16 protein-coding genes are annotated in these 15,138 nt (G+C 65.1%); 8 read left to right on the top strand and 8 right to left on the bottom strand.

Features of this window, described 5'->3' with window-relative positions; translation table 11 throughout:
• Positions 1 to 15: 15 nt before the first annotated feature.
• On the bottom strand, positions 16 to 780 hold the full coding sequence (gene minC / locus AC4HIX_RS04550; RefSeq protein WP_490398060.1) for a septum site-determining protein MinC: 765 nt from the start codon (positions 778 to 780) through the stop codon (positions 16 to 18).
• A gap of 201 nt (positions 781 to 981) precedes the next feature.
• The gene (locus AC4HIX_RS04545) at positions 982 to 2,436 is read right to left on the bottom strand and encodes an alkaline phosphatase D family protein (protein WP_490398059.1); all 1,455 of its coding nucleotides are present in this window, start codon (positions 2,434 to 2,436) and stop codon (positions 982 to 984) included.
• A 184-nt stretch (positions 2,437 to 2,620) separates the two neighbouring features.
• Here AC4HIX_RS04545 and AC4HIX_RS04540 point away from each other — a divergent pair, with 184 nt between their 5' ends.
• On the top strand, positions 2,621 to 2,989 hold the full coding sequence (locus tag AC4HIX_RS04540) for a hypothetical protein (protein ID WP_490398058.1): 369 nt from the start codon (positions 2,621 to 2,623) through the stop codon (positions 2,987 to 2,989).
• 217 nt (positions 2,990 to 3,206) lie between these two features.
• Here AC4HIX_RS04540 and AC4HIX_RS04535 read toward each other — a convergent pair whose 3' ends face one another.
• From AC4HIX_RS04535 to AC4HIX_RS04520, 4 genes are all read right to left on the bottom strand, one after another.
• On the bottom strand, positions 3,207 to 4,391 hold the full coding sequence (locus AC4HIX_RS04535) for a vWA domain-containing protein (RefSeq protein ID WP_490398057.1): 1,185 nt from the start codon (positions 4,389 to 4,391) through the stop codon (positions 3,207 to 3,209).
• A 20-nt stretch (positions 4,392 to 4,411) separates the two neighbouring features.
• Positions 4,412 to 4,579 (bottom strand): hypothetical protein, encoded by a 168-nt coding sequence (locus AC4HIX_RS04530; protein WP_490398056.1) that lies wholly within the window; start codon positions 4,577 to 4,579, stop codon positions 4,412 to 4,414.
• 33 nt (positions 4,580 to 4,612) lie between these two features.
• Positions 4,613 to 5,947 carry a DUF2927 domain-containing protein gene (locus AC4HIX_RS04525; protein WP_490398055.1) on the bottom strand — a complete coding sequence of 445 codons (1,335 nt, stop codon included), beginning with the start codon at positions 5,945 to 5,947 and terminating at the stop codon, positions 4,613 to 4,615.
• Between the two features lie 262 nt (positions 5,948 to 6,209).
• Complete coding sequence (locus AC4HIX_RS04520; RefSeq protein WP_475052687.1) at positions 6,210 to 7,049, bottom strand: AAA family ATPase; 840 nt, start codon at positions 7,047 to 7,049, stop codon at positions 6,210 to 6,212.
• A 186-nt stretch (positions 7,050 to 7,235) separates the two neighbouring features.
• Here AC4HIX_RS04520 and dksA point away from each other — a divergent pair, with 186 nt between their 5' ends.
• Together dksA and AC4HIX_RS04510 are read left to right on the top strand one after the other, a co-directional pair.
• Positions 7,236 to 7,658, top strand: coding sequence for an RNA polymerase-binding protein DksA (dksA, locus tag AC4HIX_RS04515; protein WP_421053780.1), 423 nt, complete (start codon positions 7,236 to 7,238; stop codon positions 7,656 to 7,658).
• A 102-nt stretch (positions 7,659 to 7,760) separates the two neighbouring features.
• On the top strand, positions 7,761 to 8,927 hold the full coding sequence (locus tag AC4HIX_RS04510) for an FAD-dependent monooxygenase (protein WP_490398054.1): 1,167 nt from the start codon (positions 7,761 to 7,763) through the stop codon (positions 8,925 to 8,927).
• 101 nt (positions 8,928 to 9,028) lie between these two features.
• On the opposite strand, the gene xth is transcribed toward AC4HIX_RS04510, so the two are convergent.
• Entirely contained in the window at positions 9,029 to 9,835 is an 807-nt protein-coding gene (gene xth / locus AC4HIX_RS04505) for an exodeoxyribonuclease III (RefSeq protein WP_490398053.1), read from the bottom strand.
• Between the two features lie 362 nt (positions 9,836 to 10,197).
• On the opposite strand from xth, the gene AC4HIX_RS04500 reads away from it, so the two are divergent.
• The 3 genes from AC4HIX_RS04500 to AC4HIX_RS04490 all read left to right on the top strand — a co-directional run bounded on the left by AC4HIX_RS04500 (position 10,198) and on the right by AC4HIX_RS04490 (position 12,872).
• Entirely contained in the window at positions 10,198 to 10,803 is a 606-nt protein-coding gene (locus tag AC4HIX_RS04500; protein ID WP_490398052.1) for a hypothetical protein, read from the top strand.
• A 96-nt stretch (positions 10,804 to 10,899) separates the two neighbouring features.
• Complete coding sequence (locus AC4HIX_RS04495) at positions 10,900 to 11,961, top strand: DUF6902 family protein (protein ID WP_490398051.1); 1,062 nt, start codon at positions 10,900 to 10,902, stop codon at positions 11,959 to 11,961.
• Positions 11,961 to 12,872: a DMT family transporter gene (locus AC4HIX_RS04490; protein WP_490398050.1), complete on the top strand. Its 912-nt coding sequence runs from the start codon at positions 11,961 to 11,963 to the stop codon at positions 12,870 to 12,872. The genes AC4HIX_RS04495 and AC4HIX_RS04490 overlap by 1 nt, the downstream gene beginning before the upstream one ends.
• Before the next feature lie 122 nt (positions 12,873 to 12,994).
• Here the strand turns inward: AC4HIX_RS04490 and AC4HIX_RS04485 are convergent, their stop codons facing one another.
• Positions 12,995 to 13,318, bottom strand: a complete 324-nt coding sequence (locus AC4HIX_RS04485) for a HesB/IscA family protein (protein ID WP_475052673.1) — start codon at positions 13,316 to 13,318, stop codon at positions 12,995 to 12,997.
• Positions 13,319 to 13,420: 102 nt separating this feature from the next.
• Between AC4HIX_RS04485 and AC4HIX_RS04480 the strand changes: the two genes are divergently transcribed.
• Positions 13,421 to 14,572, top strand: a complete 1,152-nt coding sequence (locus AC4HIX_RS04480) for a deoxyguanosinetriphosphate triphosphohydrolase (protein WP_490398097.1) — start codon at positions 13,421 to 13,423, stop codon at positions 14,570 to 14,572.
• 167 nt (positions 14,573 to 14,739) lie between these two features.
• A complete protein-coding gene (locus tag AC4HIX_RS04475) occupies positions 14,740 to 15,039 on the top strand; it encodes a YciI family protein (protein WP_490398049.1) in 300 nt (99 codons plus the stop codon).
• The last annotated feature ends 99 nt before the right edge of the window (positions 15,040 to 15,138 follow it).

Genomic DNA, 15,138 nt, shown 5'->3' with positions numbered 1-15,138 from the left:
CTCTCATCCCAGCCTTCATCCCAGGGCTTCTACACACAGCCGTTCGTCCTGCAGGAATACCTGCACCGGACGGTTCAGCAGATCCGGCTCCAAATTCTCGCTTGTCCGGTACAGTCCGGCGACTGCCAGCAGCTCCGCGTCCAGGTCGCGGCAGAAGATCCGGGCGCTCTCGTCACCTTCGGCCCCCGCCATGGCACGGCCTCTCAGCCGCCCGTAGACATGAATGCTGCCGCGCGCGATCAGCTCCGCGCCCGAACTGACCGGCCCGACCACCACCAGGTCGCCGCCTTCGGCCACCACCGTCTGGCCCGAACGCACCGGCTGGGTGATCAGCCTGTTTTCCGGCGGCCGCAGTTTCTTGGGGAGCCCGCGGCGGGTGCCCGGCTTGGTGCCGCTGTCCATGTTCAGCGGTGCATCTTTGCCGCTGGCGATGCTGATCAGCCCGGCGTCCTCAGCCGCAGAGATCTGTTCCGGCGAAGCATTCTGCACACCAAACACCGCCAGGCCGCGGCTGCGCAAACTGTCGGTCAGCGCCCGCAGCTCGGCCGGGCGCGACAGGCAGGGAGCCTGGGCCAGATCCAGAATCAGCGGCGCGCCGTCAAAGAAATGCGGGCTCCAGCGCAGCTGTGCATCCAGTGCCGCGTAAAAGGCCTTGTCCAGCGGCCCGTCCTCCGGGCGCAGCGCTACGGCGGTGAAGTACCGCCCGCGGATTTGAAAGGGCTTTATGGCGGCGGCGGGGGAGTCCCCGCGGGGGGCTATGTCTTGATGCGGCACGCTCACGCGATGCTCCTGCTCGGGGGATTGCGGCTTTGGCCCGCTGTTTCTTTTTAACTTGGGTACCGTTTGGGCAATGGGCCGTTCAACCGTCGCATGGCGGCTTCGGCGGACATGCGCCGGATGCCGTGCGCACCGGCGGATTTCCGCAGGCAAACTGCTTCAGGTTGCGAAGAAAACCATTGCCCCGGCCAGATGCGGCTGCGGCTAAAGCTGCAGGGGGGCGGACTGTCCTGAGGTCTCAAGGTCCCAGACCGCTTTCCACTCTGCCCCCTGGCGCTCGAGGATCAGATAGTTCCGCTCCGCCGCATAGCGGCCGGCCTGACCGGGGATCTTGCGGATACGGATGGGGTGGCCGGGCAGGGGCGCATCGCCCAGCCAGGACAGAACGCCCAGTGCCCGCGCCCAAGCCTTGGGCGGGGCGCGGTGGGAAATGCCGGAGGCCACCAGCTGGTCCAGAACCTTGCCGCCGCCCAGGGCCATCTCGCCCCGCGTGGCCAGGTGGATTTCGCCGGACACTGCCGTGACCCGCTGGCCGTCCTTGGCGGCCACCTCCCGCATCATGCGCAGCATCCGCCGCCAGGAGGCACGATGCGCCCGGCTCTGCCACTGGTCGCGCAGGTCATCCTCATATTTCTGCATCCGCGGTGTCAGCACCATCAGCAGCTCCAGCAGCGACAGCCGCGGCCCCAGCAGGGGCACGCTGGACAGCAGAAAGGTCTGGCCCGGCGCAGCACGTTTCACCTCTGCCTTCATCATCCGCCAGCCGCCCCTTGCCATCACCCGGCGGCGGCTGCGCTCGGAGCGCAGGTCGGGCGCCAGCAGCCGCAGCCCCGGCGCCTCGATACGCCAGCCCAGATGTGTGCCCTCGGGGTCGGGAAACCGTGCGGGCAGGTCTCCGTCGCAGCAGCCGTGCTGGAACAGCAGCGCCGCCTCGCGGGCCGCTGCAAACAGGGTCTGCCCGACCGGCGAATAGGTGCTGGAGCGGCGCAAGCTGCCCCAGCCGTCGCAGATGTCATGGTCGTCCCACTGCATCAGCGAGGGGACGCGGGCCGCAATCCACGCCAGCTCCGGCGCGCTGTAGACCGCCAGGTAGCGGCGCAGAAAACCTTCCCGCAGATACCTGCGCAGACTGGCAAGGTCCTCCCGCGAGGGGTCGCTCGGCAGTTTGTCCGGCCAGCTATTGCTGAGCCGGTGGCCGTCCGTGACCTCGTCGGCATAGATCTGATCCCCGCCATGCAGCAGCAACGAGAAGGGCCGCGAGCGGTGCTCCGCCCCCATCCTCGCCCACATGGCGTTGCGTTCGTTGCCGTCGCGGTCCAGGTCGCCATGCTCCTCGCCGTTGCAGGAAGCATAGGCGATCCGCAGATCGCCGCCAAAACCGCCTGCGAGCTCATAGCGCGTGCCGTTCCATTGGTAGGCGGAAGGGCAGTCCGCCGGCAGGCTGAACCGCGCCCGCAGCACCGTATGGGTGCCGTATTCCGCCAGCGGTTCGGGCTGCGCTTCACTGCCGTCCAGCTGAACAGGCGGCAGAGCCGCGCCGTAGGGCGCAATGAACATAGCGGCCAGATGCATCCGGCCATCGCGCAGATCATCAAGGATCAGGATCGGGCCGGTTATTTCGCCAGTTATCGGGCCTGGTGTATGGGTGCTGCTGCTCATGCCGTCACAGCACCTAGGTGCGGGCGGCGGCGCAATCAACCGCTGGCGGCATTACTTTGTACGGTTGCCGGGTCTGCGGCAGAAAAGCCGGTGGCGATACACGGGCGGGTGTAGTCAGGCTGCCGGCATATTGCCCAACCGCCTCCGGCCCGTCCGCAGGCGCGGATTTTTCAGGAGATTTGACATGCAATGGAGTTTTTTGGCTGCTGCCCTTCTGGCCGCCCTGTGGATGCTTGTTCATGCCGTTGCTGGAGGCCGTGAATGCGCCCGTCCCCTGGCGCAGGACCGGCAGCTGCCGGATGTCGTGCGCGAGACCACGCTCTTGTGCTGGCATCTGGTCACCGGCTGCCTGGGGCTGATGGCGCTGTTCCTGTTCCTCGGCGCCCGCGGATCGGAGGGGTTGGCGCTGGCCGGAACCGCAATGGCCGCAATGATGGCGGCGGTCGGGCTGCTGCTACCGCCGCTGCGCCGGGCGGGTTACGGACTGCTGCCGCAGGGCTGGCTGTTCGTGCCGGTGGCCGCTCTGGGCGCCTGGGGGCTGTGGGGCGGTTAGCGCAAGGTCAAACACAAAGACGGCCCTCCCGCCCGTCCAGCGTGCATGCGGCATGCCCGATTGCCGGTCGGGCCTGGCGCCGGAGCCGCGGCTCCGGCGCGCATCCTGCCCGCAGGGCAGGATGCCATGCTCAAGACCGCCAAGGGGTTCTGGCACCAGCCAGCGCACCTGCGGGGGCGGGAGGGCCGATTGGCCTGAGGGTCCGCTTGTTCCGGGGCTAGCGGCTCAGCTCGCGCATGCCGCGTTCCAGCCCGTCCAGCGTCATCGGCACCATGCGGCCTTCAAAGATCTCGCGGATCATGCCGATCGAATGGGTGTAGTCCCAGTATTTCTCCGGCACCGGGTTGATCCACAGGTTCGAGGCCCAGGCTTCGCGCGCGCGCTGCAGCCAGACCTGGCCCGCTTCCTCGTTCCAATGCTCATTGGCGCCGCCGGGATAGGCGATCTCATACGGTGACATCGAGGCGTCGCCGACGAAGATGCATTTGTAGTCCGGCCCGTAAGTGCGCAGCACCTCGTGGGTTGGGATCTTTTCGTTCCAGCGCCGCCGGTTGTCGCGCCAGACGCCTTCATACAGGCAATTGTGAAAGTAGTAGTATTCCAGATGCTTGAACTCGGCCCGCGCAGCAGAAAACAGCTCCTCAACAACTTGGATATGCGGATCCATCGAGCCGCCCACGTCCAGAAACAGCAGCACCTTGACCGCATTATGCCGCTCCGGCCGGGTCTTCACGTCCAGATAGCCGTGCTCGGCAGTGGAGCGGATGGTGCCGTCCAAATCCAGCTCTTCCTGCGCGCCTTCGCGGACCCAGCGGCGCAGGCGCTTGAGGGCCACCTTGATGTTGCGGGTGCCCAGCTCGACATCGCCGTCCAGGTTCTTGAACTCGCGCTTGTCCCAGACCTTGACCGCGCGCTGGTGGCGGCTCTTGTCCTGCCCGATCCGCACGCCCTCCGGGTTATAGCCATAGGCCCCGAACGGCGAGGTGCCCGCTGTCCCGATCCACTTATTTCCGCCCTGGTGGCGGCCTTGCTGTTCCTTGAGGCGCTCCTTCAGCGTCTCCATCAGCTTGTCGAACCCGCCTAGCGCCTTGATCTCGGCCTTTTCTTCCGCGCTCAGATGCTTCTCGGCCATCTTGCGCAGCCATTCCTCGGGAATGTCCACCGCCTCCATCACCGCCTCGGCGGGGATCGCCTCCAGCCCTTCGAAGGTGGCGGCAAAGGCGCGGTCGAACTTGTCGATGTTGCGCTCATCTTTCACCATCGCCGCGCGGGCGAGGAAGTAAAAGGCCTCGATGTCATAGGTCGCCAGCCCCGCCTTCATCCCTTCAAGGAATGTCAGGTATTCGCGCAAGCTGACCGGAATGGACGCCTTGCGCAGGTTTTCAAAGAAGGGCTGGAACATCGCGGAGCCTCAGGACTTGGTTACGCCAGCACCCGGTGCGTCAGGATGGTTGCCAGCAGGCCGAGAATACCAAAAACGATGGCATAGACAGCCCCGTATTGCAGCATGTCCAGGGTGTTGCCGCCACGTTTGCGGGCCTTCAGCGCGCCGATGAGGGTGCCCAGCAGCACGCCTGCGATTACGATCATGGTCTTTTCCGTCCGTTGTCTTTTGTTGCAGGATCAGGACCCGGCCGGGCGCAGCGCGGCAATTTCCTCCAGCCGCGCCTCGACCACCCAATCCGGGCCAAAGCCGTACCTTGCCCATCCCAGGCTGTCCAGCCTGACCCGGCGGGCTTCGGCAGTGCGGTCCTCCAGTTCCAGGGCTTCCGCTTGCAGCATCAGCAGGGTGGACAACAGCGCTGCGTTTTCATGCGCCGAGGCGGTTTCCACTGCCGGGCGAAGCCGCGCCAGCGCCGCCGCACCGTTGCCGGTCGCAACCTCATAGGCGGCCAGCTGCACCGTCAGCTTGGCCTGGTGCATCCGGGTGCCCGGCTGGCCTTGCAAATAGCTCATCGCGGTCTGGAAGTGCTGCAGCGCCAGTTCCGGCTCGCGCACATGCAGCATCCGGCCCAGCGTGTAGTGGCTCAGGGCGCGGCGGTGGTCCTGCCAGCCCAGGTCGCGGGCAATCGCCGCGGCGCGGTTGGCGGCGCGCAGCCGCTCGCGCAGCCCGGTGCCGGGCCCCAGAGCCTGCTCATAGGCGTTGATCCAGGCCCGCGGCGTTTCCGGCAGCCAGGTGGCTGCAGACCGGGCGCCGCCGGGATTGAGCCGCGCCAGGATCGCGGGCAGCCGCTGCGCCACTTCCGCCCGGCTCATGCCGGTGCGCAGCTCGGGCGCATAGGTGGCGCGCAGGATCAGCATGTCAAAGCCGGTCAGCACCGCGTGGATATTGTCGTCGTTGAAGATCGAATCCGGCAGCCTGTACAGATCGTTCAGCGGTCCGAGCGCCTGGGCCAGCTCCTCATGCAGGCAATCGCGCACTTCCTGCGGGCTCACGTCGTTGGGGATGAACACTGCCAGCCGCTCGCGGCTGCGCAGCAGTGACCAGTTGGTGCGCGGGCTGCGCCGGTTGCGCCGGTATTCCGCCAGAGACGATACATTGGGCACCACGAAACAGGCCGCCTTGGGCAGCGCCCGGCGGATCTCGGCGCGGGAGACAGACTGGATTGTAATGCTCGCACTGTCGCCGGAGACGCGGCGGATCGGAATGCCGGCCTCGTCCTGCAGCCGCGCCAGAAGCATGTTTAGATCACGGCTGAAACCCGGCGCAGGGGTGCCCGTCACCCGCAGGGTGATCGGGGTTTCGAACCGGGTGAACTGGGGCAGAGTGCTGCCGCCTTCCAGCCGGAAATGCAGGTCCAGAAAATCGCGGGCGATTTCGGCGTTGGACCGCTGCGGAGGCTGCGGCCGCTGGCGGGTGAACACCTTGACCGGAGGCAGCGCTGCCGGAGCCGCCACGGCCCGTGTCGGGGCCTCCACCCGCGCAGACGGGACGGCGCAGGCCGAAAGCGCCAGCAAGGCAGCGCCTGCAGCAGCTCTCTGAAGCAGCCTCAGGCCCTCGCGGCAGGCCAGGAGGTGTGAAACCGGGGCAGCGTCAGCAGGCAATCAGGCGTCTCCTATCAGCCCGGACCTGGACGCCCGGCTATTTCTCTTCTGATAGTGGAATTCGGCGGTGATTAGAAGGGACAGGCTCAACTGCCGGAAAAGGGCGCCTTCCGGATGGTCCCGCGGGCAAGGCCGCGGAACCGTTAAGCGCGGATCACGCGTGGAAGGCTGGGCCTCAGCGCCGCCCGCGGGCCATGAAGGCAAGCCGCTCGAACAGATGCACGTCCTGTTCGTTCTTCAGGAGCGCCCCATGCAGTTTGGGCAGCGCGTCCGCGCCGTTGCGGGCGATGTCCTCGGGGCTCAGATCCTCGGCCAGCAGCAGTTTCAGCCAGTCGATCACCTCGGAGGTCGAAGGCTTCTTTTTCAAACCCTGCGTTTCCCGGATCTCGTAGAACTGGGTCAGCGCGGCCGTCAGCAGCGCGTCCTTGATGCCAGGGTGATGCACCTCGACGATCTTCTTCATCGTCTCCGCGTCCGGGAAGCGGATGTAGTGAAAGAAGCAGCGCCGCAGGAAGGCGTCCGGCAGCTCTTTCTCGTTGTTAGAAGTGATGATCATGATCGGCCGGTGCTTGGCCTTGATCGTCTCGCCGGTCTCGTAGACGTGGAACTCCATCTTGTCGAGTTCCTGCAAAAGGTCGTTGGGGAACTCGATATCGGCCTTGTCGATCTCGTCGATCAGCAGGACGACCTTCTCATCCGCCTCAAACGCTTCCCACAGCTTGCCCTTCTTAATGTAGTTCTTCACGTCATGCACGCGCTCGTCGCCCAGCTGGCTGTCGCGCAGGCGGCTGACGGCGTCATATTCATACAGGCCCTGCTGGGCGCGGGTGGTGGACTTCACGTTCCACTCGATCATCCTGAGCCCGAGGGCGTCTGCCACCTGCTTGGCCAGCTCGGTCTTGCCGGTGCCCGGTTCGCCCTTGACCAGCAGCGGCCGCTCCAGTGTCACCGCCGCATTCACCGCAACCTTCAAATCATCCGTTGCGACATATTCCTTAGTGCCCTGAAATTGCATATCTTTCCTGTTCCAGTCATAATCGGTGCCGCAGCGCCAAGTTCTTATCACGCTTTTAACCAAACCACGCCACTATTGTGTAGTGACATTCCTTCCCGATAGGGATAAACGCTGCGGCAGAGGGGGAGCCAAAATGTTCAGGTGCAAATTATGACCAACATTATGGGCCAGACCGAAGGAGCCGAAATGAAGCAAGAAGTGTTTCTGCCGGACGACTACCGACCGGCCGAAGATGAGCCGTTCATGAATGAACGGCAGCTTGAGTATTTCCGACGCAAGCTATTGAATTGGAAGCAGGAACTACTGTCCGACAGCCGCGATACGATCGAAGGGCTGCAGGGCAACACCCGCAACATCCCCGATGTTGCCGACCGTGCCAGCGAAGAGACCGACCGCGCGCTTGAACTGCGCACCCGCGACCGCCAGCGCAAGCTGGTCGCCAAGATCGACTCTGCGCTGCGCCGCATTGACGAAGGTGAATACGGCTATTGCGAGGTGACCGGCGATCCGATTTCGCTCAAGCGCCTGGATGCGCGTCCCATCGCGACGATGAGCCTGGAAGCCCAGGAGCGCCACGAGCGCCGCGAAAAAGTCCACCGCGACGACTGACCGCTGTCTGGAGCGGACAAACCGACAATTAGATGACGCCGGGGTCTTTTGCTCCGGCGTTTTTTGTTTCATTGGGGGCGGGCGGAGAATCTGCAGGAGCCCATGGAACTCAAAGGTCTGAAAATAACCGTCATCGGCGCCGGGATCGGCGGTCTGACCGCAGCGCTGGCGCTGCGGCGCCAAGGCACCAGCGTGACCGTGCTGGAACAGGCCGAGGCAATCTCCGAGGTTGGCGCGGGCCTTCAGATCACTCCCAACGGTGTCGCGGTGCTCAAGGCGCTGGGGCTGGCCGATGACCTGGCCTGGTGCTCACAGCGCGCGCGCGCGGTGGTGCTGCGCGGCCACCGCCGCGGCAATGAGGTGCTGCGGCTGGACCTCGACGAATACGCCCACGGCCTGAACTATTACTTCGTGCACCGCTCGGATCTGATCGGCATCCTGGCCGGCGCTGCCCGGCGCGAGGGTGTGCAGGTGCGGCTGCTGCAGAAGGTTGAGCGGGTGGAGCCCGGACCGCAGCCTGTGGTGCATCTGGGCAATGGCGCCCAATGCGGCGGCGACCTGGTGATCGGTGCCGACGGGCTGCACTCGAAAGCCCGCGCTGCGCTCAATAGCGCGGATAAGCCGGTCTTCACCGGCCAGGTGGCCTGGCGCGCGACCGTTCCGAACCATCTGAACCTGCCGGCCGAAGCGCAGCTGTTCATGGGGCCGGGACGGCATCTGGTCGCTTACCCCTTGCGCGATGGCAGCCTGGTCAACCTGGTGGCGGTGCAGGAGCGCCGCGCCTGGGCTGAGGAGGGCTGGCATTTCAAGGACGACCCCGCCAACCTGCGGGCTGCCTTTGCAGGCTTCGGCGGCAATGCTGCGGCCCTGCTCCAAGCGGTCGAGGAAGTGCTGCTGTGGGGGCTGTTCCGGCATCCGGTGGCGGACCGCTGGCACGGCCGCAACACCGCAATCTTGGGTGATGCCGCGCATCCGACGCTGCCGTTTATGGCGCAGGGCGCCAATCTGGCGCTGGAGGATGCCTGGGTTCTGGCCCGCGCGCTGCACGAGGCGGATGATACCGGCGCAGGCCTCGCGCTCTATCAGGCCCGCCGCCGCGAGCGCGCGCAGAAAGTGGTGCGGGCAGCGAGCCGCAACGCCTGGAAATACCATCTGCGGGCGCCGCTCAGCTGGCCGGCGCATCAGGTGCTGAAACTGGGCGGCCGTTTTGCGCCGGACAGGATGGTCGGCCAGTTCGACTGGATCTACCGCCACGACGTCACCGCCTGAGGCAGAGCTGGCGGAGGCCTCCCGCCCGTCGCATGCTCATTTTTGAAATGAGCCGCGCCCGTTGGGCCGTGCGCCGCGCTGGCGCGCGGCGCTGGCTGTGCCTAGATGTCCAGTTCGACCCAGACCGGCACGTGGTCGGAGGGCTTCTCGCGGTCGCGCACATCCTTGTCGATCTGGCAGTCCAGCAGCAGGTCGGCGGCTTGCGGAGTCAGCAGGAAATGGTCGATGCGGATGCCGTCGTCGCGGTTCCAGGCGCCGGCCTGGTAATCCCAGAAGGAGTAATGCCCAGGCCCCTGGTGCCGCGCGCGGAACGCCTCGGTAAAGCCCAGGTTGACGATCCGCTGGAAGGCGGCGCGGCTTTCCGGGCGGAACAGCGCATCCTCCACCCAGACCTCCGGCCGTTTGGCATCTTCCGCCTGCGGGATGATATTGTAATCGCCCGCCATCAGCGCGGGCATCTCGCCGGCCATCAGCGCCTGCGCCCGCGCCTTCAGCCGCTCCATCCAGGCGAGTTTATAGGCGTATTTGCCGCCCGCCACCGGGCTGCCGTCCGCTTCCAGCTCCACCGGGTTGCCATTGGGCAGGTAGAGGCCGCAGATCCGGATCGCCTGCTTGCCTACAACGGTGGCCTCGATCCAGCGCGCCTGTTCGTCGCTGTCATCGCCGGGCAGGCCGCGGCGCACATCCTCCAGCGGCAGTTTCGACAGGATCGCCACCCCGTTAAAGCTCTTCTGCCCGTGGGTTTCCACGTTATACCCGCGCTCTTCGAAGATTTCGCGCGGGAACGCCTCGTCCACCGATTTGATTTCCTGCAGCACCACCACGTCGGGCTGAGCCTCGTCCAGCCAGTCCGGCAGCGCCTGCGCCCGGGCCTTGATGCCATTGATGTTGAAGGTGGCGATTTTCATGGCTTGTCTCCGGCGCAGGTTGCGGTATTTGAGGCTGATCTATCGCTGAATCAGCGCCGCGGGGCAAGCCTGCTTGCGCGGCCAGCGAATCACTGCATCGCGGCTGGCTCACCCGGTTTTGCGTTGCTGAAAAATAGCCCGCCAGGTTGATTTGGATTATTTTGCAAAAACACCCGTGTGAATAACGCGGTGAATATTCTGTGGATTAATTGAATTAAATTAAATTCAACAAAAAATAACGCGCAGAAGTTAAAGTTTAAATTTGGCAAAAATACAATGTGAAATTGCATTTTATCTTTGCGCTGTGCAGCGGGCGTGCCAGCGTCGAGGAGCCTTTTGTCTTCAACGAATGGGGTTCCAAAATGACTGCTCAGCAAAAAATCAATGCCTTCCGCGCAACCCGTCCGGGCGCAGACGACAGCCTGTTCACAGGCGGTGCCACTGAGATGTTCTCCTCCGGTTCCGCACCCGAATACGCGGCAGATCCCGCCGTGGGGGATGGTGTGTCGCTGTTTTCGTCCGGTTCAATGCCGCAGAAGACCGAAAGCTGGGCTGGGGAGGAAACCGGTCTGTTCTCGTCTGGATCTGCACCTTCGGCCGCAGCGGAAAGCACTGCGGGCGATCTGGTGCAGCTTTTTTCATCCGGTTCCGCACCCGCTTCGCACGCAAGGGTTGAGGCCGGTGATCAGACCGGGATGTTCTCGTCCGGCTCCGCGCCTGCTCTGCGCAGCGGTTCAGCAGAGGGCGAATTGACGGAAATGTTTTCGTCTGGCTCTGCGCCGGCGCCGCAGTCCGAAACCCGTGCGGGCGACCTGACGGAAATGTTCTCTTCCGGTTCGGCACCGGCCGCGACGGCGGCGGCAGGCCGCGGGGAGGGGACCCATCTGTTCTCCTCGGGCTCCGCTCCCGCGTCTGAGGCGCGCACCAGCAGCGGCGATGCCACCCGGCTGTTCTCTTCGGGCAGCTGATCCTGGCGGGGCCGGGGAACCTCCCGGCCTTATGCCCCGGGGCGGCGCCAGTATTCGGGGCCGCCGCCGCACCGCATCCAACTGCAAGAGGTTTCCATGGCCAAGATCCTCCCGTTTTTCTCTCCCGCCGCCCGCCAGTCCCGGGCCGGCGCTCAGGAGGCGCTGATCGCCAGCTTCGCATCGCACCGGCGCAGTCAGGAAGACGTGTTCTGGCTCAAGGAAAATGCGGAGCTTCTGAACATTCTCGAATGCACCGGGGCGGATGTGACTGCTGAGGCCCTGGCGCCCTTGCAGCCGTTTTACGAGGGCGCGGCGCGCCGCATCAGTTTCTTCCGCCAGTACTACCGCTTCATCCTGTCGATCTGCCTGGATCTGGAGGATCTGGGCCTGCCGGGCCAGACCGGGGCGCAGATTGCCGAGTGGGTTTGCGCCCAGGGGCTGGTAGCGGCAGAGCTTTCGGACCTGCAGCGAGCCGAGGCCCGCCGCCTGCTGGCGCGGCGCGGCGTCACTGTGCGGGATGACGGGCTGGATGACCGGCTCCGCAGCTTTATCTCGCGCCCGCAAACTTTTGCCATTCCAAACAAAAAAGCCGCCTACGAGCTAACACATATCGTGTTTTACCTGTCCGGGTACGGACGCCGGGACCCTGGCCTGCCACAGGCCGCAATCACCAGCCTGGAGTTCGCCGGGCTGGTGGCGTTCCTTGATCAGAATGCCGACCTGCTGGCCGAGATTTGCATAGCTATGCGCTACGCCGGGCAGCAGCCGCCGGCCGCGTGGGAGGCCTGGCTTGATGCGCAGGTTTCTGCCTATTCACTCGCTAGGGGTGAATTTAGTGGACTTCATGATGCGTATCACGAGTATTTTGTAGTCAACTGGCTCATGCTGCTGTCCGGTCGCCCGGCCTTCCGGCAGCCGGTTCCCGTAGGGGCGGTGCATGTGTCGGCGCAGCAGGGAGGGAGCATCTTGAGGAGCCTGTCTGAAGCCGTATTCGAGGCCGGAATGGCCCGGGCCAGCTGGAGCGTCGTGAAAGCGCGCGCGGAGGCGGCGCTGAGCGAAGAGGAACATGGCATCCTGCTGGCGGCCGAACGCAGCTGCGCGGGATTTGCCGGATTTTTCGAAGGTTTTGCGCGCGCGGGCAGCGCAGGGGCGGCGTGATGCGCTGGTCCCGCAACCAAGCCCTGGCCGGGGCGCTGCTGGTGGTCGCCTACACCGGGCTGATTGCTTCTGCCGACGGGATCACCAAGCTGCTTGCAGGCCAATACGCCGCCGCCCAGCTCTATGCGCTGTCCGGCGCGATGGTCGCTGGCTTCTGCCTGCTGGCCGACCGGCTGCCCGGTATGCGGGGCGGGTTCCGGACCGTGTGCCCACGGGCGATGGCCTTGCGCTCCGGCGCGACGCTGGTTGCGGCGGTCTGCTTCTTCTATGCGTTCCGGCTGCTGCCCTTTGCCGAGGTGTTCGTCTTTATCGGTCTGATGCCGCTGCTGGCCGGCGCCATGTCCGGTCTGGTGCTGAAGGAGCCGGTGCGCCCTGTGGCCTGGGCAGCCCTCGGCGCTGGTTTTGCCGGGGTGCTGTTCCTGTTTCCGGGAGGGATTGCCTCTGCGTCTCTGGGCCATTTTGTAGCCTTTGGCGCAGCGGTCTCCGGCACCTTTTCCATGACGCTGGCGCGGTTTATCGGCCGGTATGAAAGCAATTCGCTGGCCCAGGTTTTTTACCCAAACCTGACCATTTGCCTGGTGATGCTCCTGATGCTGCCCTTTGTCTGGCTGCCGATGCCGCTTAGGGATGTGGTCTGGGCCGGCGCATATGCGTTTCTCTTGTTCGGGGCGCGCTGGCTATTGGTGGTGGCGCTGCGGCTGCTGGCGTCTTATGCCGTCACCCCGCTGATGAACCTGCAATTCATCTGGATGGCGGTGATCGGCGCGGTGTTCTTTGGAGAGTTTCCGCCCCTTACAACCTATGCCGGCGGCGCCATTGTGATTGCCTCCGGCCTCTACCTGATCTGGGACCAGCTCGCCCCGGCGATGCCGCGGCTGCGCGGGGCGGGACGGTTGCAGACCGATCCCTGACGTCTGAAACAGGGTGCCTGTGCCTTCCACGGGGTACCGGAATTATGCAGTGATTACCGCCCGGAAAACACGCGTTTTCCGGGCCGTTTCGCGCGCCGGGAAACATGCCGGCAAGGCTGGGATTACATTGAGAACGAGGTGCCGCAGCCGCAGCTGGAGGTGGCGTTCGGGTTCTCGATGGTGAACCGCGCGCCGATCAGCTCTTCGGTGAAATCGATCACGGCGTTCTCCAGGAACGGCAGCGAGACGGCGTCGACCACCACTTTCTCGCCCTGGCCCTCAAGCACCAGATCGTCATCTTTTGCCTCGTCCAGCGCGATCTCATACTGGAAGCCGGAGCAGCCGCCGCCTTCGACCGCGACGCGCAGCGCCTGGCCCTGATCCGCGGCGCCGATCTCGGCCAGCCGGGCAAAGGCGCGGTCAGTGACTTTCGGGGGCAGGTTCATCAGCTTTCTCCACGGGCGTAGGTTGCAGCGCAAAGCTTTATATAGAAAGGTGCAATTCACGCGGCAAGATGTGGAGCCCCAGCTTTGGCCAAAAGATTTGAATTGCACGCACCTTATGCCACGATGCCGGACCGCAGCCGCGGGCGGCAGGTTCCGGAGGAGGAAAGCTCCTTCCGCTCGCCCTATCAGCGCGACCGCGACCGGATCATCCACGCCAGCGCGTTCCGCAGGCTCAAGCACAAGACCCAGGTGTTTGTGGAGCATGAGGGCGACAATTACCGCACCCGCCTGACCCACTCGATCGAGGTGGGGCAGGTGGGCCGCACCATAGCGGGCGCGCTGGGGCTGAACCAGGAACTGACCGAGGCGGTGGCGCTGGCGCATGACCTGGGCCACACGCCGTTCGGCCACACCGGCGAGGATGCGCTGCACGCGCTGATGGAACCCTACGGCGGTTTTGACCACAACGCGCAGGCGATCCGCATCGTGACACGGCTGGAACGGCATTATGCCGAGTTCGACGGCTTGAACCTCACCTGGGAAACCCTTGAAGCGATTGCCAAACACAACGGCCCTGTGGCGGGTGAGCTGCCCTGGGCACTGGCCGAATGCAACGCCGCGGTGGATCTGGAGCTGCACACCCACGCCAGCGCCGAGGCGCAGGTGGCCGCGCTGTCGGATGACATCGCCTACAACAACCACGATCTGCACGACGCCCTGCGCGCCGGGCTGTTCAGCGATGATGACCTGGCCCGGCTGCCGCTGCTGGACAAGGCATACGGTGAGGTGGACCGGCTCTACCCCGGCCTTGACCCCAACCGCCGCCGCCACGAGGCGCTGCGCCGCTTCTTCGGGGTGATGGTGGGCGACGTGATCGACACCGCCCGCACGCTGCTGGCGGAAAGCGGCGTGCAAAGCGTCGAGGAGGTCCGCGCCCTGGGGCGGCCGGTGGTGAAATTCTCCGATCCGCTGTGGCGCGACCTGAAGGAAATCCGCGCCTTCCTGTTCACCCGCATGTACCGGGCGCCCTCGGTGATGGAGAAGCGCGCCAAGGTCGCCAAGGTGGTGGAGGCGCTGTTCCCCTATTTCCTGGACAACCCGCTGGAGATGCCGGAGCGCTGGCACGCCGACATCGCCGCAGCCGCGGACCGCGCCGCGCTGGCCCGTATCGTGTCGGACTATATTGCCGGCATGACCGACCGCTTTGCCTTGCAGCAGCATGAGCGGCTGATCGGGGTGAAGGTAGAAGTCTGAGCTCAGGCGCGCGAAGCAAGACGGGGAAACAGGTCCGGAGGCGCCTTGCCTGCCTGCCGGGTCCGTCCTCCGGATTCGGGAATTGGCTGTAAGCCGTGCTATCATCTGGCCCTATGATCACGCGGCGCATCGGCGGTATCCGCGGGAGAGGCAGCAAGGGGAAAGCCATGGCACGCTGGACCGTCACATTCGCAGATAAACCGGAGATGGACCGGGTGCGCGGCGACAGGAAACGGCGCGACGCCCACATCGCTTTTGTGCGCGCCCATCCGGAGCTGCAGATCGGCGGCGCGCTGGCGATGCGGCCGATGCAGGACTTTCCCGGCGCGATCTGGAATGTGGAGGCCGAAACCCGCCAGGACGTGGAGCGGCTGATCCTGCAGGACCCCTATTACGTCGCCTCCCTGCGCCGTTACACCATCACCCAATGGGGCACCGCCTCCGCCGTCCAGGGAATGCTCTCCTAACCGCCGGGCGGGCGCCGCGCCGCGGCAGCGGCGCAATTTTCTTGAGGAAGAAAATTGGCCGGAAAATTCGAATTTTCCGGCACGCTCCGCCTGAGGCCC

This window comes from Leisingera sp., assembly GCF_982940295.1.
Note: the sequence above shows the minus strand (reverse complement) of the source record. Positions and strands in the feature narration are given on the sequence as shown.

Coding starts and splice junctions, on each gene's coding strand:
- AC4HIX_RS04545 (WP_490398059.1), bottom strand. CDS start 2,436: ATGAGCAGCAGCACCCATACACCAGGCCCGATAACTGGCGAAATAACC.
- AC4HIX_RS04540 (WP_490398058.1), top strand. CDS start 2,621: ATGCAATGGAGTTTTTTGGCTGCTGCCCTTCTGGCCGCCCTGTGGATG.
- AC4HIX_RS04535 (WP_490398057.1), bottom strand. CDS start 4,391: ATGTTCCAGCCCTTCTTTGAAAACCTGCGCAAGGCGTCCATTCCGGTC.
- AC4HIX_RS04530 (WP_490398056.1), bottom strand. CDS start 4,579: ATGATCGTAATCGCAGGCGTGCTGCTGGGCACCCTCATCGGCGCGCTG.
- AC4HIX_RS04520 (WP_475052687.1), bottom strand. CDS start 7,049: ATGCAATTTCAGGGCACTAAGGAATATGTCGCAACGGATGATTTGAAG.
- dksA (WP_421053780.1), top strand. CDS start 7,236: ATGAAGCAAGAAGTGTTTCTGCCGGACGACTACCGACCGGCCGAAGAT.
- AC4HIX_RS04510 (WP_490398054.1), top strand. CDS start 7,761: ATGGAACTCAAAGGTCTGAAAATAACCGTCATCGGCGCCGGGATCGGC.
- xth (WP_490398053.1), bottom strand. CDS start 9,835: ATGAAAATCGCCACCTTCAACATCAATGGCATCAAGGCCCGGGCGCAG.
- AC4HIX_RS04500 (WP_490398052.1), top strand. CDS start 10,198: ATGACTGCTCAGCAAAAAATCAATGCCTTCCGCGCAACCCGTCCGGGC.
- AC4HIX_RS04495 (WP_490398051.1), top strand. CDS start 10,900: ATGGCCAAGATCCTCCCGTTTTTCTCTCCCGCCGCCCGCCAGTCCCGG.
- AC4HIX_RS04490 (WP_490398050.1), top strand. CDS start 11,961: ATGCGCTGGTCCCGCAACCAAGCCCTGGCCGGGGCGCTGCTGGTGGTC.
- AC4HIX_RS04485 (WP_475052673.1), bottom strand. CDS start 13,318: ATGAACCTGCCCCCGAAAGTCACTGACCGCGCCTTTGCCCGGCTGGCC.
- AC4HIX_RS04475 (WP_490398049.1), top strand. CDS start 14,740: ATGGCACGCTGGACCGTCACATTCGCAGATAAACCGGAGATGGACCGG.